This window comes from Arthrobacter sp. NPDC058130 (assembly GCF_042884475.1).
In the GTDB taxonomy this organism is placed as follows: Bacteria; Actinomycetota; Actinomycetes; order Actinomycetales; family Micrococcaceae; genus Arthrobacter.
Map to the genome: position 1 here is coordinate 217,138 of NZ_JBHVTV010000004.1, position 20,932 is coordinate 238,069.

General features: G+C 67.3%; 19 protein-coding genes. 14 read left to right on the forward strand and 5 right to left on the reverse strand.

Annotation, left to right across the window (positions count from 1 at the left end; translation table 11 throughout):
• Position 1: 1 nt before the first annotated feature.
• The 5 genes from ACFVTM_RS10565 to glyA form a co-directional block, all read right to left on the reverse strand.
• A complete protein-coding gene (locus ACFVTM_RS10565; RefSeq protein ID WP_390203400.1) occupies positions 2-850 on the reverse strand; it encodes an ABC transporter permease in 849 nt (282 codons plus the stop codon).
• Entirely contained in the window at positions 847-1,719 is an 873-nt protein-coding gene (locus tag ACFVTM_RS10570; RefSeq protein ID WP_390203401.1) for an ABC transporter permease, read from the reverse strand. The genes ACFVTM_RS10565 and ACFVTM_RS10570 overlap by 4 nt, the downstream gene beginning before the upstream one ends.
• A complete protein-coding gene (locus ACFVTM_RS10575) occupies positions 1,712-2,659 on the reverse strand; it encodes an ABC transporter ATP-binding protein (protein WP_390203402.1) in 948 nt (315 codons plus the stop codon). Before ACFVTM_RS10575 ends, ACFVTM_RS10570 begins: the two co-directional genes overlap by 8 nt.
• A gap of 169 nt (positions 2,660-2,828) precedes the next feature.
• On the reverse strand, positions 2,829-3,773 hold the full coding sequence (locus ACFVTM_RS10580; RefSeq protein WP_390203403.1) for a bifunctional methylenetetrahydrofolate dehydrogenase/methenyltetrahydrofolate cyclohydrolase: 945 nt from the start codon (positions 3,771-3,773) through the stop codon (positions 2,829-2,831).
• Positions 3,774-3,776: 3 nt separating this feature from the next.
• Complete coding sequence (gene glyA / locus ACFVTM_RS10585; protein WP_390203404.1) at positions 3,777-5,075, reverse strand: serine hydroxymethyltransferase; 1,299 nt, start codon at positions 5,073-5,075, stop codon at positions 3,777-3,779.
• 325 nt (positions 5,076-5,400) lie between these two features.
• Here glyA and purU point away from each other — a divergent pair, with 325 nt between their 5' ends.
• The 14 genes from purU (at position 5,401) to ACFVTM_RS10655 (ending at position 20,808) form a co-directional block, all read left to right on the forward strand.
• A complete protein-coding gene (purU, locus tag ACFVTM_RS10590; protein ID WP_390203405.1) occupies positions 5,401-6,261 on the forward strand; it encodes a formyltetrahydrofolate deformylase in 861 nt (286 codons plus the stop codon).
• 21 nt (positions 6,262-6,282) lie between these two features.
• Entirely contained in the window at positions 6,283-6,708 is a 426-nt protein-coding gene (locus ACFVTM_RS10595; RefSeq protein WP_390203406.1) for a class I SAM-dependent methyltransferase, read from the forward strand.
• A 123-nt stretch (positions 6,709-6,831) separates the two neighbouring features.
• Positions 6,832-7,353 carry a gamma carbonic anhydrase family protein gene (locus ACFVTM_RS10600; RefSeq protein WP_390203407.1) on the forward strand — a complete coding sequence of 174 codons (522 nt, stop codon included), beginning with the start codon at positions 6,832-6,834 and terminating at the stop codon, positions 7,351-7,353.
• A 79-nt stretch (positions 7,354-7,432) separates the two neighbouring features.
• On the forward strand, positions 7,433-8,623 hold the full coding sequence (locus ACFVTM_RS10605; protein ID WP_390203408.1) for an ROK family transcriptional regulator: 1,191 nt from the start codon (positions 7,433-7,435) through the stop codon (positions 8,621-8,623).
• Positions 8,624-8,752: 129 nt separating this feature from the next.
• Positions 8,753-10,333 (forward strand): multiple monosaccharide ABC transporter ATP-binding protein, encoded by a 1,581-nt coding sequence (gene mmsA, locus ACFVTM_RS10610; protein WP_390203409.1) that lies wholly within the window; start codon positions 8,753-8,755, stop codon positions 10,331-10,333.
• Between the two features lie 31 nt (positions 10,334-10,364).
• Entirely contained in the window at positions 10,365-11,633 is a 1,269-nt protein-coding gene (gene mmsB, locus ACFVTM_RS10615) for a multiple monosaccharide ABC transporter permease (protein ID WP_390203410.1), read from the forward strand.
• Positions 11,634-11,698: 65 nt separating this feature from the next.
• Positions 11,699-12,802, forward strand: coding sequence for a substrate-binding domain-containing protein (locus ACFVTM_RS10620; RefSeq protein ID WP_390203411.1), 1,104 nt, complete (start codon positions 11,699-11,701; stop codon positions 12,800-12,802).
• Positions 12,803-13,015: 213 nt separating this feature from the next.
• A complete protein-coding gene (locus ACFVTM_RS10625) occupies positions 13,016-14,473 on the forward strand; it encodes an ABC transporter permease (RefSeq protein ID WP_390203412.1) in 1,458 nt (485 codons plus the stop codon).
• Positions 14,474-14,475: 2 nt separating this feature from the next.
• Entirely contained in the window at positions 14,476-15,219 is a 744-nt protein-coding gene (locus ACFVTM_RS10630) for an ABC transporter ATP-binding protein (protein WP_390203413.1), read from the forward strand.
• A 113-nt stretch (positions 15,220-15,332) separates the two neighbouring features.
• Positions 15,333-16,403 (forward strand): Gfo/Idh/MocA family protein, encoded by a 1,071-nt coding sequence (locus ACFVTM_RS10635; RefSeq protein ID WP_390203414.1) that lies wholly within the window; start codon positions 15,333-15,335, stop codon positions 16,401-16,403.
• Positions 16,404-16,542: 139 nt separating this feature from the next.
• Positions 16,543-17,817, forward strand: coding sequence for a hypothetical protein (locus ACFVTM_RS10640; RefSeq protein WP_390203415.1), 1,275 nt, complete (start codon positions 16,543-16,545; stop codon positions 17,815-17,817).
• A gap of 548 nt (positions 17,818-18,365) precedes the next feature.
• The gene (locus tag ACFVTM_RS10645) at positions 18,366-19,595 is read left to right on the forward strand and encodes a serine/threonine-protein kinase (RefSeq protein WP_390203471.1); all 1,230 of its coding nucleotides are present in this window, start codon (positions 18,366-18,368) and stop codon (positions 19,593-19,595) included.
• Positions 19,592-20,092 carry a mucin-associated surface protein gene (locus ACFVTM_RS10650; RefSeq protein ID WP_390203416.1) on the forward strand — a complete coding sequence of 167 codons (501 nt, stop codon included), beginning with the start codon at positions 19,592-19,594 and terminating at the stop codon, positions 20,090-20,092. Before ACFVTM_RS10645 ends, ACFVTM_RS10650 begins: the two co-directional genes overlap by 4 nt.
• A 131-nt stretch (positions 20,093-20,223) precedes the next feature.
• Positions 20,224-20,808 carry an SRPBCC family protein gene (locus ACFVTM_RS10655; protein ID WP_390203417.1) on the forward strand — a complete coding sequence of 195 codons (585 nt, stop codon included), beginning with the start codon at positions 20,224-20,226 and terminating at the stop codon, positions 20,806-20,808.
• Positions 20,809-20,932 lie beyond the last annotated feature (124 nt).

The window sequence follows — 20,932 nt, forward strand, 5'->3', positions numbered from 1 at the left end:
CCTACTTGAGGAACAGTTTGCGCAGGCGGCTGGTGGTGAGCAGGACGCCGAGGGCGATCATCACGAGGTAGTAGCCGATGTGGACGGCCGTGGCCGGGGTGAACACGCCCACGCTGATCTGGCGCAGCAGTTCCACGCCGTGCCACAGCGGCATGGCCTGGATGAGCCACTGGATGTACTGCGGGTAGACGCTGAGCGGGTAGAACGTGGCGCTGAAGAGGAACATCGGCAGCATCACGAAGTTGATCCAGTCCATCTGCTGGAAGGTCTTCATGAAGCTCGTGATCCCCATGCCGAAGCTCGCGAAGCCGAAGGCAATGAGTACCGAGGCCGGGATCATCAGGATGGCCCACGGTGTGGTGATCAGGCCCATCACGCCCATGACGGCCGTGAAGCCGGTGGCGTACATGGCCCCACGCAGCAGGGCCAGGAAGATCTCACCCATGGCGACATCCAGCGGCCCCAGCGAGGTGTAGAGCATGCCCTGGTACAACTTGGCGAAGTTCATCTTGAAGAAGACGTTCCAGGTGGAGTCATAGACGGCTCCGTTCATGGCGGACACCGCCAGCAGCGCCGGCGCGATGTACGCGGCGTAGCTGATCTCCTGCCCGCCCGGGCCCTGGACGGAACCGACGATTGCGCCCAGGCCCACGCCCATGGAGATCAGGTACAGCACGGGCTCGAAGAACCCGGAGGCCATGACCATCCAGTTGCTGCTCTTGGTCGCCATGAGCCCGCGGGCCACGACGGCGCGGACGTTGCGGGAGTAGATCGGCCCGAAACGCCGGCGGCGGGCGGCGTCGGTGACGCTGTGATCGCCCGCGTTGAAACTTCCGGTCAGCACGCTCATGAGGCCATCCTTTTGGCGAACTGGCGCTTGGTCAGGATCCAGCCGACGGCCGCCAGGCCCAGCAGGAAGAGGACGTGGACGATGGTCAGCCACGGCTCTTCCTCGTAGCCGTAGCTGACCACGCGGCCAAGTTCCGTGCCGTGCCAGATCGGTGAGATCCAGCCGATCCAGCGGACGCCCAGCGGGAGCGTGTCCAGCGGGAAGAACGTGCCGGAGAACAGGAACAGCGGCATGACGATGAACCGCATGACCATGGCGAACTGGCCTTTGTCCTCCGTGACGGTGGCCGCATAGGCCATGAGCGGCAGGCCGAAAGACAGGCCGGCGAGGGTGGCGACGAGGATCGATACCCAACCCCAGGCGCCGGGTGAGGCGCCGAACAGCGCGACGACGGCGAAGTAGATGGCCGACTGCAACAGGAAGCGGACGGTCACGGCGATGATCTGGCCGCCTGCGATCTGTTCCGGCGTCAACGGCGAGGCGTGCGGGCCGTAGTAGACGCGCCGCCATTTGAAGCCGTCCATGACGGGAAACGTGAACTCGTTGGCTGCCGTCATGACGGCGGCCGAGATCAGCAGGGCCGGCGCGATGAACGTCAGGTAGCTGACCCCGCCAAACACGCCGGCGCCGTTGGCCTGGACGAGCGTGGCCAGGCCAACGCCCATTGCGAACAGGTACGCGACCGGCTGCCCGACGCCGTACATCACGATGGTCCAGCCGTAGCCCTTCATAACGCGCAGGACCTGTTCGGCGTAGTAGAAGGCGCCCCACTTCCGGGCCCGTGCCGCCGAGATTTCCGGCGCGTGCGCGCGCAGGGCGGCTGCCGTCGTCGTGCCTGCCGCCTGTGGTGCAGGAGCTGCGTTAGTCAACGAGGCTCCTGCCGGTCAGGCGCAGGAAGACGTCCTCGAGTGAGGAGCGGCGGACCAGGGAGGTGACGGGCCGCAGGCCCCGGGCGGTGACCTGCTCCAGGGCGGCCTCGCCGTCGTGGGCGTAGATGAGCACCCGGTCCGGCAGGGTCTCCAGGCGTTCGCCGATGCCGTCGAGCTCCGCGCCCACGCTGGCGTTGCGTTCGGAGCCGAAGCGCAGTTCAAGGACCTCCCGGGTGGAGTATTCGCGGATCAGGCTGGCCGGGGATCCCTCGGCCATGATCTTGCCCTTGTCCACCACGATCAGGCGGTCGCAGAGCTGTTCAGCCTCGTCCATGTAGTGCGTGGTGAGGATCAGGGTGACCCCCTGTTCCTTGAGCCGGAACAGCCGGTCCCAGAGGATGTGGCGCGCCTGCGGGTCCAGGCCCGTCGTCGGCTCGTCCAGCAGCAGGATCCGGGGCTCGTTGATGAGCGAGCGGGCGATTGTCAGGCGGCGCTTCATGCCGCCGGACAGGGCGTCCACCTTGGACTTGGCTTTGTCGGTCAGCTGGGCGAATTCCAGCAGCTCGTCGGCCTTGGGCTTGAGGTAGCTCATGGGCAGGCCGAAGTAGCGGCCGTAGACCAGCAGGTTGTCCCGGACTTTCAGTTCCTCGTCCAGGTTGTCCTGCTGCGGCACTACGCCCAGGTGGGCGCGGACTTCCGGGCCGTGCTGTTCGGGATCCAGGCCCATGATGCTCAGGCTGCCGGAGGTGCGCTGTGAGACTCCGCCGATCATCTTCATGGTGGTGGATTTGCCGGCGCCGTTGGGCCCCAGGAGGCCGAAGGCTTCCCCGGCAGGAACGCGGAAGGAGATGCCGTCGACGGCAGTGACATCGCCGTAGCGTTTGGTGAGGTTCTCGGCGGTGATGACGTACTGCGGAGGGGCGTCTGAGGGGCCGCTCACGCGTGATTCTTTCGAGACAAGTTCGGACACCCGCACCACGGTAGTGGATTCCCACAAACTATGAAAGAGTCTTTTCGTAAAAACCCCGGACTTATCCGATCCGTTATGCCTTTAACGACACGGGGCACCTGCTCCGCGGGAAGCAGGTGCCCTGTCATCAGGCGGGATCCTAGGCGATCCCCGAGTGGCTTTCCGCCGCCAGGTGGCGCTCTGCGGTTTCCACCACATTGGCCAGCAGCATGGCACGGGTCATGGGGCCCACTCCCCCGGGGTTCGGCGAAAGCCAGGCGGCGACGTCGGCCGCGGCGGGCTCAACGTCTCCTGTGACCACGGCCTTGCCGTTGCCGTCGTCAACCCGGCTGACGCCGACGTCGAGGACAATGGCGCCCGGCTTCAGGTCTGCCGCCTTGATCATGTGCGGCTGGCCGGCCGCGGCGATCACGACGTCGGCCTGCCGCAGTTCCGCCGGCAGGTCCACCGTTCCGGTGTGGGCCAGGATCACTGTGGCGTTGACGTCCTTGCGGGTCAGCAGCAGACCCACCGGCCGGCCGATGGTGACGCCGCGGCCGACGACGAGGACGCGCTTGCCCTTCAGGTCGATCCCGTGCCGGGTCAGCAGCTCCACGCAGCCCTTGGGCGTGCAGGGCAGCGGGGACTTCATGGGCCCGCTGACGTTGGCCACGAGCCGGCCCAGGTTCATCGGGTGCAGGCCGTCGGCGTCCTTCTCGGGATCCATGGCCTCCAGGACGACGTCCTGGTCGATGTGCTTGGGCAGCGGCAGCTGGACGATGTAGCCGGTGCACTCCGGGTTCGCGTTGAGCTCGCGCACCACGGCCAGGAGTTCCTCCTGGCTGGTCTCTTCCGGCAGGTCGCGGCGGATGGACGTGATGCCCACCTCGGCGCAGTCCTTGTGCTTGCCGCCGACGTACCAGGTGCTGCCGGGATCGGAACCCACCAGGATGGTGCCGAGTCCGGGGGTGATGCCCTTGGCCTTGAGTGCGGCCACGCGCTGGGTCAGTTCGGCCTTGATGGTTGCGGCGGTAGCCTTGCCGTCAAGGATTTGTGCAGTGTCAGCCGTTTTTGCGACTGCTTTTGCGGTGTCAGCAGAAGTCATGGCCTACCACTGCTCGTGCTGCGGGTACAGCGGGAAGTCGGCAGCGAGCTTGTCCACGCGTGCCTGCAGGGCCTCGATATCCGTGGCCGCGCCGGACTTCAGCGCCGTGGCGATGACGTCCGCGACCTCGGTGAATTCCTCGGCGCCGAAGCCGCGCGTGGCCAGGGCCGGGGTGCCGATGCGCAGGCCGGAGGTGACCATGGGCGGGCGGGGGTCGAACGGCACGGCGTTGCGGTTGACGGTGATGCCCACCGAGTGCAGGAGGTCCTCGGCCTGCTGGCCGTCCAGCTGGGAGTTGCGCAGGTCCACCAGGACCAGGTGCACGTCGGTGCCGCCGGTCAGTACCGAGACGCCGGCGCCGGCGACGTCGGCCTGGCCGAGGCGCTCGGCGATGATCTTGGCGCCTTCGAGCACGCGCTCCTGGCGCTCCTTGAATTCCTCGGTGCCGGCGATCTTGAAGGCCACGGCCTTCGCGGCGATCACGTGCATGAGCGGGCCGCCCTGCTGGCCGGGGAACACTGCGGAGTTAAGCTTCTTGGCCCATTCCTGCTTGGCCAGGATCACGCCGGAGCGCGGACCGGACAGCGTCTTGTGCACCGTGGAGGTAACGACGTCGGAGTGCGGGACCGGGCTCGGGTGCAGCCCGGCGGCGACCAGGCCGGCGAAGTGCGCCATGTCGGTCCAGAGCAGGGCGCCGACCTCGTCGGCGATGGAGCGGAAGGCGGCGAAATCGAGGTGCCGCGGGTAGGCGGACCAGCCGGCGATGATGACCTGGGGCTTTTCGGCGATGGCCTGCTCGCGCAGCTTGTCCATGTCGATGCGGAAGTTATCTTCCTCGACCTGGTAGGCGGCCACGTTGTAGAGCTTGCCGGAGAAGTTGAGCTTCATGCCGTGGGTGAGGTGACCGCCGTGGGCGAGGGAGAGGCCCAGGATCTTGTCGCCCGGGGTGATCATGGCGGCGAGCGCAGCGGCGTTGGCCTGCGCGCCGGAGTGCGGCTGCACGTTGGCGTATTCGGCGCCGAAGAGATCCTTGACGCGGTCGATCGCAAGCTGCTCGGCGACGTCGACGTACTCACAGCCGCCGTAGTAGCGGCGTCCCGGGTAGCCTTCGGCGTACTTGTTGGTCAGGACGGACCCCTGGGCCTCCATCACCGCACGCGGGGCGAAGTTTTCGGACGCGATCATTTCCAGGGTGCCGCGCTGGCGGCCAAGCTCCTGGGCCAGTACGGCGGCGATTTCCGGGTCGAGTTCGGCCAGCGGCTGGTTGCTCACGGCGGCTGAGGTGGCGGTAGTAGTAGTCACGAGGAACTCCTGTTAGGCAACGGGTACGGCTATTGGTCAGGCTACCGGCTGGCCCGTTGCACCGCTCTTTGATTACGGGCCCGTTGACAGCAAGACTGACAGCGGGCCGCGACAGCGGCGGATGGCACCCGCGCGGGAGCCAGCAACTTCCGTGGCAGCGCTGGTGCTGCCGACCGGTAAGACATGACCCTCGGCCCAGGCGTACGATCCGTGGTCTTCGTGAGTGCCGCTCCCTGATGGTTCGCCATCCAACGCCAGTTGCGACGGGTTAACACTACCAAAACCCGTTCAAAACTGCCGCTGAAGCGCAGGTAGGCTGTTCTTCGTGACTGACCAGAACCTCACTGCCTCCTACATCCTCACCCTGTCCTGCCCCGACCGGCCGGGAATCGTGCACGCCGTCGCCGGAGCCCTCCTGGTGGCGGGCTGCAATATTACGGACTCCCAGCAGTACGGCAGCCAGGGCACAGGCACCTTCTTCATGCGGGTGGAGGCGACGACGGCGGCGTCCCTGGCGGAGCTGCAGGCGGCGCTCGAGCCCGTGGCGCAGGCCTTCGGGATGCAGTGGAGCCTCAACCCGGCCGGCCGCAAGGTCCGCACCCTGCTGATGGCCAGCACCTCGGCGCACTGCCTGAACGACCTGCTGTTCCTGCAGCGCTCCGGCACCCTGCCGATCGAGATTCCGGCCATCGTGTCCAACCACCGCGACCTTGAGGGTCTGGCGGAGTTCTACGGCATCCCGTTCCACCACATCCCCGTCACCCCGGGCACCAAGGTCCAGGCCGAGGACGCCCTCCGGGGCCTGATGAAAGAGCACGACATCGAGCTCACCGTGCTGGCCCGGTACATGCAGATCATCTCCGACGAGCTGTGCACCGAGCTCACCGGCAAGGCCATCAACATCCACCACTCGTTCCTGCCCTCCTTCAAGGGGGCCAAGCCGTACCACCAGGCGCATGCCCGCGGCGTGAAGCTCATAGGCGCCACGGCACACTACGTCACGGCCGCCCTGGATGAGGGGCCCATCATCGAGCAGGAAGTCATCCGGGTGGACCACCGGCGTACGGCTGAGCAGTTCGTCCAGATGGGCCGGGACGTGGAGGGGCGCACGCTCGCCCAGGCCGTGCAATGGCATGCCGAACACCGCGTCCTGCTCGACGGCAACCGGACGGTTGTCTTTAACTGAAACCGGTCCTTCACTAGGACTATGGGATCCACCCGGCGGGACCGGCTCGAATCGTTTGTGGCGCTATTGAAGACCGAGGGGCGGCACGGCGTGCTGGGGCTGGACTGCGGCCGGGGCGCCGACGGGCTGCATTTTGTGCAGTCCGGCATCCATTTCACCGGCGTCGACCCGTCCGAGGAGAACATCCATATCGCCCGGGCGCACGGGTTGGAGGCGTCCGTGGCCAGCCCGGTCTCGCTGCCGTTCGCCGACGCCGCGTTTTCCTCGGTCTGGGCGGTGGATGCCCTGGCGGGGCTCGCGCCGGGGCAGTGGGACGAGGTGGTCCGCGAACTTGGACGGGTGGCGGAACCGGGCGCGCCGATCGCCGTCGTCCTCCCCGTCCCCGACCGGCGCAGCGAGGGCTACAATCGCGGCGCGGGCTTCACCATCCTCCGCGCCCCGGTCTGACCCCAACCACCCGTTGCGCTATCAGGTGTGGTGGTTCAGGGGCGGCCAGAGGGACCACAACTGAAAGCGCAACGGCATTTGGAGGGCAGCAACGGGGGCAGGCGCGTGTCCTAGGCTGGTGGCATGTCTCCCCTCTACGCATTCGCCGGCACGTCCCCGGCCGTCCATGACTCCGCCTTCATCGCCCCCACGGCCTCCGTGATCGGCAACGCCACGCTGGCCGAGAACTCGAGCGCCTTCTACGGCGTCTCCGTCCGCGCCGACACCGCCCCGATCACCGTGGGCGCGGGCAGCAACCTCCAGGACAACGTGGTCCTGCACGCCGACCCCGGCTTCCCCTGCACGGTCGGGGCGCGGGTCAGCGTCGGCCACAGCGCGGTGGTCCACGGCTGCACCGTCGAGGACGACTGCCTGATCGGCATGAGCGCCACCATCCTCAACGGGGCCGTGATTGGCGCCGGGTCACTCATCGCCGCCGGCGCCGTGGTGCTGGAGGGCACGATCATCCCGCCCCGCTCCCTGGTGGCCGGAGTGCCGGCCAAAGTCCGGCGCGAACTCAGCGACGACGAGTTCGCGGGCGTCCAGCACAACGCAGCCCATTACCAGGAACTGGCCCGCGCGCACCGCGAACTCCACAGCGCCTGAGGGTCGCGGCGGCTGAGGCGACCGTTACCGTTGCGTTAACTTCTTGACTACAAGCCGCGGATGCGTCACGCTTCATAGCATGCCCTCACCAACGCGCTCAACGAGGAGCCGAACCAAGAACCCGGGATCGCAGTCCGCCCTCCGGCATCTGAACCAGCAGCGGATCATCGAATGCCTCCTCGCGGGACCGTCCACGCAGGCGGAGCTGGCCCGGCAGACAGGCCTCTCCACGGCCACGGTCTCGAACATCGTCAAGATCATGCAGGACGCCGGACTCGCCTCGACCGAGCCCATCACCAGCTCCGGGCGGCGGGCCCTGAACGTCCGGCTCAACAGCAACGGAGCGGTCGCCGTCGGGATCGACTTCGGCCGGCGCCACCTGCGCGTCGTGCTGGCCTCGCTCAGTTACCACGTGATCGCCGAAGAGTCGGTCCTGCTGCCCCTGGGCCACCACGCCGAGGAAGGCATCCAGGCCGCCGTCGGGGTGCTGGACCGGCTGCTCGCGGACAGCGGCGTGGAGCGCAGCGCCCTGGTGGGTGCCGGCGTAGGAATACCCGGACCCATCGACCGCCGCACCGGCACAGTGGCGCAGGGCGCGATCCTCCCCGAATGGGTGGGCATCAACATCCTCAAGCGCCTCGAAGAAGCGCTTGACCTGCCCGTATTCGTGGACAACGACGCCAATCTGGGCGCCCTCTCCGAAGTCACGTGGGGGCCGCACAGCGGCATCAGCAACCTGATGTTCCTCAAGATCGGCTCGGGTATTGGCGCGGGCCTGATCCTCAACGGCATCCCCTACTACGGCAACGTCGGCATCACCGGCGAAATCGGCCACGCCACCATCCACGAGCACGGGCTGATCTGCCGCTGCGGGAACCGCGGCTGCCTGGAAACCATCGCCTCCACCACCACCATGATCGAGCTCCTGGGCCGCGGCGAGGACCGTCCGCTCAGCCCCGGAGACATCGTCCGCAAGGCCCTGGAACGGGACTCTGCGACGCTCCGTGTGGTGGACGACGCCGGCCTCGCCGTCGGGCGCGCCCTGGGCAACGTGGCGAACCTGATCAACCCCGAAGTCATTGTGGTCGGCGGCCCGCTGGCGGGACTCGGCGAGCTCCTTTTGGACCCCATCCGGCGGGGCCTGATCCGGCACGCCGTGCCGGTGATCGGCGAGACAACCACCCTCACCATGTCGTCCTTGGGCGACCGGGCGGAGGCCCTCGGGGCCACCGCTTTGGTCTTCCAACACGCCGGAATCCGGCGCAACTAGCATTTTGTTATCCGCCCGTTGCGTTAAAGACTTGACGACAAGGGCGTGATCCAGTTTACTTTTCCATCAGACGGCCCTGCGGTTTGCAGGGGCGGACAACGAAGTCATGCATTGGAGGCGTAAGGGCAGATGACGTCCCTCAACACGCACAGTGATCCGCTAATCCTCGAGATGCGCTCCATCACCAAGGAGTTCCCCGGCGTTAAAGCTTTGGCCGATGTGAGCCTGCGGGTGAAGGCCGGCGAGATCCACGCCATCTGCGGTGAGAACGGCGCCGGGAAATCGACCCTGATGAAGGTCCTGTCGGGGGTGTACCCCTTCGGCACGTACACCGGCGACATCGTTTACCAGAACGAGGTCCAGGAGTTCAAGGACATTCGCGCCAGCGAGCACGCCGGGATCGTGATCATCCACCAGGAACTCGCGCTCATTCCCGAACTGTCCATCATGGAGAACATCTTCCTGGGCAACGAACCGACCAAGCGCGGTGTGATCGACTGGGCCGAGGCCCGGCTGCGGTCCACCGAACTGCTGGCCCGGGTGGGGCTGCGGGAGGACCCGGACACCCCGATCAAGGAGATCGGCGTCGGCAAGCAGCAGCTCGTGGAAATCGCGAAGGCGCTGAACAAATCGGTGAAGCTCCTGATCCTGGACGAGCCCACGGCCGCGCTGAACGAGTCCGACTCCCAGCACCTGCTGGACCTCATGCTGGGCCTGAAGGGCCGCGGCATCACCTCGATCATCATTTCCCACAAGCTCAACGAGATCGAACAGATCGCCGATGAGATCACGATCATCCGCGACGGTAAATCGATCGAGACGCTGAATGTCGTGGCCGACGGCGTCGACGAGGACCGCATCATCAAGGGCATGGTGGGCCGGACCCTGGAATCCCGGTTCCCGGACCACGAACCAAAGATCGGCGAGGTCCTCTTCGAGGTGAAGAACTGGAACGTCGGGCACCCGGCGATCCAGGACCGCCTGGTCTGCAAGAACTCCAGCTTCTTCGTCCGCCGGGGCGAGATCGTCGGCTTCGCCGGCCTGATGGGGGCCGGCCGCACCGAGCTGGCCCGGTCCGTGTTCGGCCGCTCCTACGGCCGCTTCATCTCCGGCCATGTCTACAAAGACGGCAAGGAACTGCAGCTCAAGAACGTCCGCCAGGCGATCGACGCCGGGCTGGGGTACGTCACGGAGGACCGCAAGTCCCTGGGCCTGAACCTGCTGGACGACATCAAGGCGACCACGGTCTCGGCGAACCTGCGCAAGATCAGCAGGCACTTCGTGGTGGATAAGAATAAGGAATACGCCGTCGCGGAGGAGTACCGGAAGTCGCTGCGGACCAAGACCCCTTCCGTGGAGGAAGGCGTCGCGAAGCTCTCCGGCGGCAACCAGCAGAAGGTGGTGCTGGCGAAGTGGATGTTCACCGACCCGGACGTGCTGATCCTGGACGAGCCCACCCGCGGGATCGACGTCGGCGCGAAGTATGAGATCTACGGCATCATCCAGAGGCTGGCCAACGAGGGCAAAGCCGTGATCGTCATCTCCTCGGAACTGCCCGAGCTGCTGGGCCTCTCAGACCGGATCTACACGATTTTCGAAGGCGCCATCACCGGCGTGCTGACCAAGGACGAAGCCAGCCAGGAAAACCTCATGAAGCTCATGACGTCCGCCCGCAAGACCGCCTCAACCTCTGGCACCACCCAGAACTAGCCGAACTCCCCGGAAACAAGGACTGAAAACAATGAACGCGCTCAAGAAGCTCTTTGGCGGCAACACCCGCCAATTCGGCATGATCTTCGCCCTGGTGGCGCTGATCGTGTTCTTCGAGATTTTCACGGAGGGCCGCACGCTCACGTCGGGCAACGTCATCAACCTCTTCAACGGCAACTCCTACATCCTGATCCTCGCCATCGGCATGGTGCTGGTCATCATCGCCGGCCACATCGACCTCTCCGTCGGCTCCGTCGCGGCCTTCGTGGGCGTCTGCGTGGCCCTCTTCATCCGGGACTGGGGAATGCCCTGGTACATCGGCATCCTGATGGGGCTGGGGCTGGGCGTCCTGATCGGGGCCTGGCACGGATTCTGGGTGGCCTACGTCGGCATTCCGGCGTTCATCGTCACGCTCTCCGGCATGCTGATCTTCCGCGGCGCCAACCAGTTCGTCGGCAAGTCGAACACCATCCCGGTCCCGGGCGACTTCCAGTACATCGGCTCCGGCTACCTGCCCGAGATCGGCCCGAAAACCGGGTACAACAACCTCACCCTGCTGATCGGCCTGCTGGCCGTCGCATACGTGATCTTCAGCGAGATCCGCTCCCGCCGCACCGCCAAGGCGCTCGGCGCCGAGGTCCCCGAAGCCTGGATCAGCATCCTCAAGCTGGTCCTGGTCTGCGGCGCCATCCTCTACGCCACCTACCTCTTCGCCACCGGCCGGCCCGGCACCTCGTTCCCGATCCCGGGCCTGATCCTCGCCGTCCTCATCCTCATCTACGGCTTCATCTCCGCCAAAACCGTCATCGGCCGCCACATCTACGCCGTCGGCGGCAACCGGCACGCCGCCGAGCTCTCAGGCGTCCAGTCCAAGAAGGTCAACTTCCTGGTCATGATGAACATGTCCATCCTCGCCGGCCTCGCCGGCATGATCTTCGTCGGCCGCTCCACCGCATCGGGGCCGTTCGACGGCGTCGGATGGGAACTGGACGCCATCGCTGCCGTGTTCATCGGCGGCGCCGCGGTCACCGGCGGCGTCGGCACCGTGATCGGCTCCATCATCGGTGGCCTGGTCATGGCCGTGCTGAACAACGGCCTGCAGCTCCTGGGCGTCGGCGCCGACCTCACCCAGATGATCAAGGGCCTGGTCCTGCTGATCGCCGTCGCGTTCGACGTCTACAACAAGACCCAGAGCAAGAAATCGGTCATCGGCATGCTGATGAAGAACTTCGGCCGCAGCAGCGAAATCAAGGCCGACGAAACCACCCAGACCAAAGAGGTCATCTCCCGGGGGATCTGATTCACTCCCCCGGGACCAAATTCCCACAATTCTCCGCACACCACCAAAAGAAAGTGAACCAAGCAATGCGAATGATTGGTAAAGCAGGAAAGGCAGCAGCAATCGCTGCTATTGCGGCACTGGCGCTGACAGCCTGCGGCCGTTCGGACACCGGGACTACCGGCGGTTCAACCACCGGAGGCGAGGCGTTCCCGAAGGGCTCCTCGATCGGCGTCGCACTCCCCCAGAAGACTTCGGAAAACTGGGTCCTGGCGGAGCAGCTGTTCAACGACGGCCTCACCAAGGCCGGCTACAAGCCGGATGTTCAGTTCGCCAACGGCGGCGTTTCGGAGCAGCAGAACCAGATCAGCGCCATGATCACCAAGGGTGACAAGGTCATCATCGTCGGCGCCATCGACGGTGCGCAGCTGGGCACCCAGCTCCAGCAGGCCAAGGACGCCGGCGCCACGATCATCGCGTATGACCGTCTGCTCCTGAACACCCCGAACGTGGACTACTACGTGGCCTACGACAACTTCAAGGTCGGTGAACTCCAGGGCCAGGCGCTGCTGGACGGAATGAAGGCCAAGAAGCCGGAAGGTCCGTACAACATCGAGCTGTTCGCGGGTTCCCCTGATGACGCCAACGCGAAGGTCTTCTTCGACGGCGCCATGAGCGTCCTGAAGCCGAAGATCGACGACGGCACCCTGAAGGTCCTCTCCGGCCAGTCGACCTTCGAGCAGGCCGTTACCCAGGGCTGGAAGGCAGAGAACGCCCAGAAGCGCATGGACACCCTGCTCGCCGGAACCTACGGCACCGCAGCGCTGGACGGCGTACTGTCCCCGAACGACACCCTGGCCCGCGCGATCATCACCTCCGTCAAGGCCGCCGGCAAGCCGATTCCGGTTGTCACGGGCCAGGACTCCGAGGTTGAGTCCGTCAAGTCCATCATGGCTGGCGAGCAGTACTCCACCATCAACAAGGACACCCGCGCGCTCGTTGAGCACTCGATCGTCATGGTCAACGACATCCAGGCAGGCAAGAAGCCTGAGATCAACGACGACAAGTCCTACAACAACACGGTCAAGGTTGTTCCGGCCTACCTGCTGGAGCCGGTCATCGTTACCGCCGAGAACGTCCACACGGCCTACGTCAACGATCCGGTGCTCGGACCGATCACCAAGCAGTAGTTCCTTATCCAGGCGCACGAAGCGCGCCAGGCAAGAGCCCCGGTCCTCCCGCAAGGGAGGGCCGGGGCTCTTGCGTTGCCGGGCGCGCTTCACAGCGGATCCATAGCTTCACCGGGAGGTTCGCACAGCGGCCCGTACCACTGTGGGACCAGCGCCGGGCATCGGGCCCGGCAAGAGAAACCCAAGAGACACCCAAGAAAAATTAGGAGTACCGTGAGCGTTCTTGCCCGGAGTGTAGGCAACGCCTTTCGAAACAAGGTCAGGACCGCCGCCGTGGTGGCCGTGCTGGCCGTAGCCATCGGCCTTGCCCTTGCTATGCTCGTGGCCAACCAGGCCGTCACCGGCAAGGTTGCCGAGCTGAACGCCTCCGTGGGCACGGTCCTGACCGTGAACCCGGCCGGCGGCCAGGGATTCGAGGGCGGCGGCGAGCCGCTGACCTCGGCACAGGCGGCCACCGCCGCGGCCGTCCCCAACGTCAGCAGCGTGGTCGGCACCAAGGCGCTGCGCCTGCGCAACGCCGCTGAAATTGCGGCCGAGGCCGCGTCCGGGCGCACAGGCCAGGGCGGGCCCGGCGGGCAGTCGGCCACCTCCGTCACCACCAGCCTCACCGCCGCCGTCGACGCCGGTACGCTCGGCAACCGTAACCAGGCCAGTAGCGGCACCTCCGGAACAACCGGCACCTCCGGCACATCCGGAAGCGGCACGGCGGCGGCGCCTGCGTTCTCGCTGCCCGTCACCGCCACGGGCATCGGCGCCGAGGTGGAATCCACCGGCAAGGCCCTGCAGCTGACGCAGGGTGCCGGCCTGGGCGATTACACCGCCGCGTCCACCGGCGCCCTGCTGGGCACCACGCTGGCCACCAAGAACGGCCTCAGCGTCGGCTCGACGTTCACCATCCAGGACCAGACCTTCACCGTCAAGGGATTGTTCGACGCCGGCACCGCCTTCGGCAACAACGCCCTCTACGTGACGCTTCCGACCGCCCAGACCCTCGCCGCGCTGCCGGGCGAGCTCTCCACCATGATCGTCACGGTCAACAGCATGGAAAACGTCGACGCCGCCAAGACCGCCCTGCAGACGGCGCTCGGCTCCGACAAGGCCGACGTCACCCAGGGCCAGCGGAACCTTGAAACCGCCGTCAGCTCGCTGGACAGCGTCAAGAACATTTCCTTCATCGCTTTCGTCGCCGCCCTTGGCACCGCCGGGCTGATCATTCTCCTGATCATGGTCATGCTGGTCCGCGAACGCCGCCGCGAGATCGGCGTCCTGAAGGCCATCGGCGCCCCCAACCGCACCATCGGCCTGCAGTTTGTGCTGGAGGCCCTCGTGCTGGTGGCCCTGGGCAGCGTGGTGGGCGCCGCCGTCGCCTCCCTCGCCAGCGGCGGCATCGCCAGCGCCCTCATCAGCTCAAGCAGCAGCACCACCATAACGAACGCGGCGGCGACCGGCCAGCGCGGCGGCCCCGGCGGGTTCGCCGGCGGGTTCCCCGGCGGCCAGGGCGGACCGCTCGGCGGGGCGAGCCAGCTGCTGACCTCCGTGACGGCGAGCGCCTCCCCCGGCGTCATCGCCGCCGGCATCGCCGCGGTATTCGGCGTCGCCATCATCGGGGCCCTCGTCCCGGCCCTGCTCACCGCACGCATCCGTCCCATCGAAGTCCTCCGAGGAGAATAGCCATGATCGAAGTCAAGAACCTGGTCCGCACGTTCAAGTCCGGCGACAGGACCATCAAGCCGGTGAACGACGTCAGCTTCGAGCTCGAACAGGGCACGCTGGCCTCGATCGTGGGCAAGAGCGGCAGCGGCAAGAGCACCCTGCTCTCCCTGCTCGGAGCCCTGGACACGCCCACCAGCGGCGATGTGGTGGTCAACGGCGTGAGCCTGGCCAGCATGCCGGACGGGAAGCTGACCAACTACCGGCGCCGGGACATCGGATTCGTGTTCCAGCAGTTCAACCTGATCCCGAACCTCTCGGCCGTGGACAACGTGATGCTGCCGATGGAGTTCGCCGGGATCCGCAAGTCCGTCCGGGCCGAGCGTGCCCGGGCGCTGCTCGAACAGGTCCAGCTCGATCCGGACAAGCACGCGCGGCGCATCAACCGTCTCTCCGGCGGCGAGCAGCAGCGCGTGGCGATCGCCCGGGCGCTGGCCAACGAACCCAAGCTGATCCTGGCCGATGAACCCACCGGCAACCTGGACGAGCAGACCGGCGAGCACATCATCGACCTGCTCAGCACGCTGAGCCGGGACCACAACACCACCATCCTGGTGGTCACCCACGACCGCGCCCTGGCCAACAAGACGGACCGGCGCTTCCGGCTCCAGCAGGGCCGTCTCACGGAGGAAACGGTCCGGCCCCGGGCGACGGCAGCGGCAGCGGCAGCGGCGACGGCCGTGACGGCGGCAGCGGTGACGGCGTAGGTCCGTACGGCGCAGCCGCTGCCCGGAGCGTTTGGGAGGGTCCCTCGGGGCCCTCCCTCGATCGCTCCTGTCATAACCCGGCCCCTCACCCACCCGGGTGAGAAGATGGCACCATGTCTGCCCTCATCGCGAAGCCGTGGCTGTTCAGCCAGCCGGACCAGGATCCCCGCACAGCAACCGGCGCCAGGCTGCGCTGGGGCATCATCGCAACCGGAGGGATCGCCGCCGCCGTCACCCGCGACCTTGAGCTTCTGTCCGATGCGGAGCTCTACGCCGTCAGCTCCCGCACCCAGGCGGCGGCCGACGCGTTCGCGGCCGACTACGGCTTTGTCCGCGCGTACGGTGACCGGGACGGCGTGACCGGCTATGAGCGCCTGCTCGCTGACGACGGCGTCGACGTCGTCTACGTCGCCACGCCACACGCCCACCACCACCGGATCGCCCTCGCCGCCCTCAATGCCGGCAAGCATGTGCTGTGCGAGAAGGCCCTCACTGTCAACGCCCGGGAGGCCGCCGAGCTGATCGCAGTGGCCCGGGCAAAGGGCCTGTTCCTGATGGAGGCGGTGTGGAGCCGGTTCCTGCCCAGCATGCAGCGGGCGTTCGAGATCGCCGCCTCGGGCGAGATCGGTGCGGTCAAATGGGTCGGCGCCGACCTCGGTTTCCCGGCGCCCTACTCGCCTGCCTCCCGGCTCTGGGCACCCAAGGACGGCGGTGGCGCCCTGCTGGACCTGACGGTCTACCCGCTGCTCTGGGCACTGGGCACCTTGGGGTTCCCGCAAACCGTCAGCGCTACCGGCTGGCTCAATGACGACGGCGTGGACGCCCAGAACGCTTTGACACTCGGCTACCACCATGGCGCCCAGGCCCAGCTGACGTCCTCGTTGCTGGCGCACGGACCCCGTACAGCCACGGTCGCCGGCAGCCAGGGCTTCCTGCAGGCCTCGGGCTCCATCAACAACCCCAAGGAACTGCTCATCAGGATCGGCTTCGACGATCCCCGCACCGAGCAGTTCTCGGTGGTCGGACGGGGCTACACTTACGAGCTCCGCGAGGTCACCCGGTGCATCCAGCACGGACTCACCGAGAGCCCGGTCATGCCGCTGGAGGACTCCCTGAACACCATGCGGCTTTTCGACGGTGTCCGCGCGCAACTCGGGGTGAGCTACCCCAACGACGCCCACTGACCAGTGCCCGCAGGCGTAGGAACCGGCGCATACCGAGTGTCTCGGTCTGCGCACAGTTTCGGCTCTACTCTGGACTCTCCTTGGGGGCCGACTTACCCTGTAGGCAATCGTCCAGTCTTCCCGGAGCGGGGGTGCGCGCATGGAACCAGCAGCTGCGTCCTTCCGCGCGGGCCGCATCCTGCGCCCCTCAGGTCACTTGCGCCCCTTTCGCCGCGTGCTCCTGGCAGCCCTCGCCGGCGCCACATGGCTGACTCTTTCCGCCGCCGCCGCGCAGGCGGATGACCCCTGCACATTCACCGGACCGGCCGGGGACGCCGGTACGACAGCGTCTGCCATCGGCTGCGCGGACGCCGACGACCTCCCTGTTCCCGCCCTCGAGGGCGTGGGCTCCCTGGACATCGCTCCGGCGCACACGTGGTCGGCAGGCGCCGTGCCCGGCCCGAAAGTCGTCGCCGCGGACGTTGCGCCCGCCGCGGCCGGCGCCGCCTCCGACGCGGCAGTGACGGACGCGGCACCCCCGGCCGCTGTGCCGGCCGACGTAGATCCGGCCGCTGAGCCGGCCGACGTAGATCCGATCGACACAGATCCTGCCGACACAGATCCAACGGCGCCCGAACCGGCCCTCCCCGCACCAACAGTGACCCCGCCCGCAACCGTGCCGGTGGGCGGTCCCGGCGTCCCGGGTGCGGATCCTGCCGTCCCGGACCCCGGCGCCGTCCCACCGGTTGTGGATCCTACGGCCCCGGTTCCATATCCTGTCCCCTTGCCCGGTGACCCTGCGGCCGCGACTCCGGGCGGCGTCGTTCCCGGCAGCCCTGCAGGGACACCGGTGGGGACTCCTGCGGCCGTCGACGGCGCATCGTCGTCGGCTGGCACCCCCACCGTTGGCGCCTCAAAAGCAGACAATACAAAAGCAGCCACCGTAAAGGCGGGTACTGCAAAAACGGCGGCAAAGGCAGACACTGCCAAAGCGGGCACCGCCAAGGCACCGGAACCCCCGGAGTCTGCACCCGCTGGCCGCCCCGGGGCGGCCGCCCCACTCGCGGCGTACCGCGGCCCGGTCGCGTATTCTGCCTGGCTGGTCCCTGAACGCCCCGCGGGGGCACCGGTCGCCGCAGGCGCCGCCCCTCCGGCGGAACCTCCCGCGGGAACCGGCGAGCCGCCGGCTCCCGCCGGCAACCCGGGTCCGAGCCCATGGCATGGCGGCACGGGCCTGCCGGTGCCTGACGCACTCCCGCCTGCCCCGGGTTCCGGGTCAGGCAGCGGGCACACCGGCAACGGGCCAACAGGAACGGCTGCGTGGATGCCCAGCCTGTTCTTCTGCCTGCCCACCACAGGAGCCGACCCCATCGGCGGTCCGCTCCAGCACGAGTACTCAGCCGTTTGCGCTGATCCCGGTTCTTCTCCTGACTAGTCGGGCCGTCTCTGCCTCCACAGAGCACGGCCCGTCGGGCTGCCTTGGCCGCCCGCTAACAGTCACCCAGGAGATCTCCCCATGGACTCGACCGTCCACCGCCGGGTTTCCGGCACCCCAATTACTTCCGACCTGATCCCGTCAGGGCCGCCACCGTCAGCGCCTTCCCCGTCCACCGCGCCCTGGCCCGTTTCCGGGCCAGTCCGGGACGGACTGCGCTCCCCCGCGTACCCGGAACGCTCCGGTCCGCATCCGCGTCCCGGGTGCAAACCCCGGCCGCCGTAACGCATGCCGCCGCTCCCGTTGAGGTCCTTGAACCGCCGGAGCGAGGTCGTTGGGTCCGCTGGGGGACCCAACGGCAAGCACTGGCTCCGGCGGTAGGGCCCGCGGATGAGCGGCCTTCAGAAATACTGCAAAATAAGTCACACAAGGCGCTTCCATGCCGGGACCGGCGCGGCGGCCGAACTCCGATCGGCACAGAAGCGGATATCCGTCCCCGTATCATTCTCTAGGAGCGCCGCCGGTGCGCACACGGAAGGTACGGGGACATCGTGGACAGTTCGCCCAACAGCGTCACGGCAGAGCCTCTGGGCGGGCGCTATCAACTGGGCGAGGTGATTGGCCGGGGCGGCATGGCGTCGGTCTACACCGCCAAGGACCTGAACCTTGGCCGGGACGTTGCCCTGAAACTCTTCGCACCTCAGTCAGCCGATCCTGATGAGCTGCGCCGCCAGGAGGCAGAGATCAGGCTCCTGGCGACCCTGAACCATCCAAACCTGGTGACGCTGTTCGACGCCGGGACGGACACCCGGATGCCCGACGAGCCCCGGCCCTTCCTGACCATGGAGCTCGTGGACGGCCAGGATCTGCGGACCCGGATCCGTCATAGTCCACTGTCACTGGAGGAGCTGGCCGTGATCGGCGCAGGGACGGCCGACGCTCTCGCCTACGTTCACAGCCTCGGCATCATCCACCGGGACATCAAGCCCGCCAATATCCTCCTGGTACCGGTCCGGCCTGGCGAGCCGCTTCGGCCCAAGCTCACCGACTTCGGCATCGCCCGGATCATCGACGGAACCCGGCTGACCACCACGGGAACCCTGGTGGGAACGGCTGCCTACCTCAGTCCGGAACAGGCCCGCGGTGCCGACCTCGGACCGGCGAGTGACATCTACTCCCTGGGCCTGGTCCTCCTCGAATGCCTCAAGGGCGAAGTGGAGTACCCGGGCAGCGCCGTCGAATCCGCAGTGGCCCGGCTGCACCGCGCACCCGCCATTCCGGACGCCGTGCCCGCCGAATGGGCCCGGCTAATCCGGGCCATGACCGACCTCGACCCGTTGGCCCGCCCCTCGGCGGCCGACCTCGAGTCAGCCTGCCGCCTCGCGCTCGTTTCCCCCGGGTCCCTGCCGGGGCCCGTCATGGCGGAACCCACCCGGCTGCTGCCCGCCCCGCCGGCGAGGCCGCCCCGCCCACCACAGTCCGGCGCGTGGGCGGCTGGGCGAACACGGCCCCTGAACGTGCTGGACCCTGAAGCCCTGCCGGCCCGGCCACGCCGCCGCCACCACCGCCGGCGTTCCCGTGGGGCCGCATGGTTCCTCGGTGCCCGGCTCCGCACCCGTCTGGCCGTACTGCTCGCCGCGCTGGCAGTTCTCATCGTGGGGGTCACGATTGCGGTCCCGCTGTCTGCCCCTGCCGCCCCCGACGTAGTCCCCTACCCCACCGTCACGGGGCCGCTTGGCGATCATTTGAAGGATCTCCAGAAGAGCGTGGAACCATGAGTCAATCGCGCAACGCCAGGCGGAACCGCAGCGGTTCGGCGTACCGGCTGCCCGCAGGCCTGATCGCCGGGCTGGTGTTGGCCGGGGCATTGGCCGGCTGCGGTTCTGCTGCCCCCGAGCTGGGCCGCGACGCGGCGAGACAGCTGCAGTCCCAGGTCCTGGCTGTGAGCGAGGCTGCAGCCTCCAACGACCCCGCAGGCTCCCTGAAAAAGCTTGATGAGCTGCTGACCGGGCTGGATGCCGCAGCCGCGAGCGGCGAGGTGTCCTTCAAGCGCCACCAAAGCATCAAGTCATCGATCGACGCCGTCCGGGCGGACCTTGTCGCGCAGCAGGCGGCGGCCGAGGCAGCCCGCCTGGCGGCTGAACAGGAGGCGGCAGCCCAGGCCGCTGCTGCGGCAGCTGCCGCCGCACCAGCACCGGCCGCCGTCGTTCCTGCCCCTGCCCCGGCGAACAGCGGCAAGGCCAAGGGAAAGGCAAAAGGAAAGGGAAACGGCTGATCCGCTGTCAATGCCGTCAGCCTGCTTACTATTTCGGCCGAACCCCGCTAGCGTGGAGGAACACGGCATTATGCCGGTCAACGACCAAGAATCGCGGGCTGCCGTCCGCCAATCGAAGGAGTGACCCCTGCATGGCAACTGTTCAGGAATCCATCGAAGTCAATGTTCCGCTGAGCCAGGCCTACAACCAGTGGACGCAATTCGAGGAATTTCCGCTCTTCATGAGCGGTGTGGAATCCGTTCAGCAACTCGACGACACCACTGTCCACTTCAAGACCAGCATCGGTGGAGTCCGGCGCGAATACGACGCACGGATCACCACGCAGGAACCCGACCAGCGCGTGTCGTGGGAAAGCCTTGATGAACCACGGAACGCCGGAACCGTCTGGTTCGAGGACCTCGGTGACGCCGAAACGAAGGTCAACGTCGAGCTGACCTGGGAGCCGGACTCGGCAGCGGAAAAGATCGGCGCAGCGATCGGCCTCGATTCCCGCCAAGTTGCTGCCGACCTGAAGAAGTTCAAGCTTTTCATCGAAGAGCGCGGCGCCGAGACGGGCGGATGGCGCGGACGCGTGGACGGCGTCGCGCCGGGCGCCACCACCGCCGTGCCGCTTCAGGAAGAGGTGGGCTACGGCGCAGAGCCCGCCTTCGAGCGTGTGGACGCGGACCCCGACCTCGCTCCCCAGCCGCCCTTCGGCCAGGACCAGCAGCGCTGACCGGACGTTCGCACTGACCTGGCGTGTGGTTTGCGCCTCTGGTCGGGCAGCAGAACGCCCCGCCTCCCTTGCGGGAGGCGGGGCGTTCTGCGTGGCGATGAGCCCGGGCCCTGCCGATAGTTGG

Excerpts from the sequence above, each read along its gene's own strand:
- ACFVTM_RS10580 (WP_390203403.1), bottom strand. The coding sequence starts at position 3,773 with ATGACTTCTGCTGACACCGCAAAAGCAGTCGCAAAAACGGCTGACACT.
- ACFVTM_RS10650 (WP_390203416.1), top strand. The coding sequence starts at position 19,592 with ATGAGTCAATCGCGCAACGCCAGGCGGAACCGCAGCGGTTCGGCGTAC.
- ACFVTM_RS10630 (WP_390203413.1), top strand. The coding sequence starts at position 14,476 with ATGATCGAAGTCAAGAACCTGGTCCGCACGTTCAAGTCCGGCGACAGG.
- mmsA (WP_390203409.1), top strand. The coding sequence starts at position 8,753 with ATGACGTCCCTCAACACGCACAGTGATCCGCTAATCCTCGAGATGCGC.
- ACFVTM_RS10655 (WP_390203417.1), top strand. The coding sequence starts at position 20,224 with ATGGCAACTGTTCAGGAATCCATCGAAGTCAATGTTCCGCTGAGCCAG.
- ACFVTM_RS10620 (WP_390203411.1), top strand. The coding sequence starts at position 11,699 with ATGCGAATGATTGGTAAAGCAGGAAAGGCAGCAGCAATCGCTGCTATT.
- ACFVTM_RS10635 (WP_390203414.1), top strand. The coding sequence starts at position 15,333 with ATGTCTGCCCTCATCGCGAAGCCGTGGCTGTTCAGCCAGCCGGACCAG.
- ACFVTM_RS10640 (WP_390203415.1), top strand. The coding sequence starts at position 16,543 with ATGGAACCAGCAGCTGCGTCCTTCCGCGCGGGCCGCATCCTGCGCCCC.
- ACFVTM_RS10565 (WP_390203400.1), bottom strand. The coding sequence starts at position 850 with ATGAGCGTGCTGACCGGAAGTTTCAACGCGGGCGATCACAGCGTCACC.
- mmsB (WP_390203410.1), top strand. The coding sequence starts at position 10,365 with ATGAACGCGCTCAAGAAGCTCTTTGGCGGCAACACCCGCCAATTCGGC.
- ACFVTM_RS10600 (WP_390203407.1), top strand. The coding sequence starts at position 6,832 with ATGTCTCCCCTCTACGCATTCGCCGGCACGTCCCCGGCCGTCCATGAC.
- ACFVTM_RS10605 (WP_390203408.1), top strand. The coding sequence starts at position 7,433 with ATGCCCTCACCAACGCGCTCAACGAGGAGCCGAACCAAGAACCCGGGA.
- ACFVTM_RS10595 (WP_390203406.1), top strand. The coding sequence starts at position 6,283 with ATGGGATCCACCCGGCGGGACCGGCTCGAATCGTTTGTGGCGCTATTG.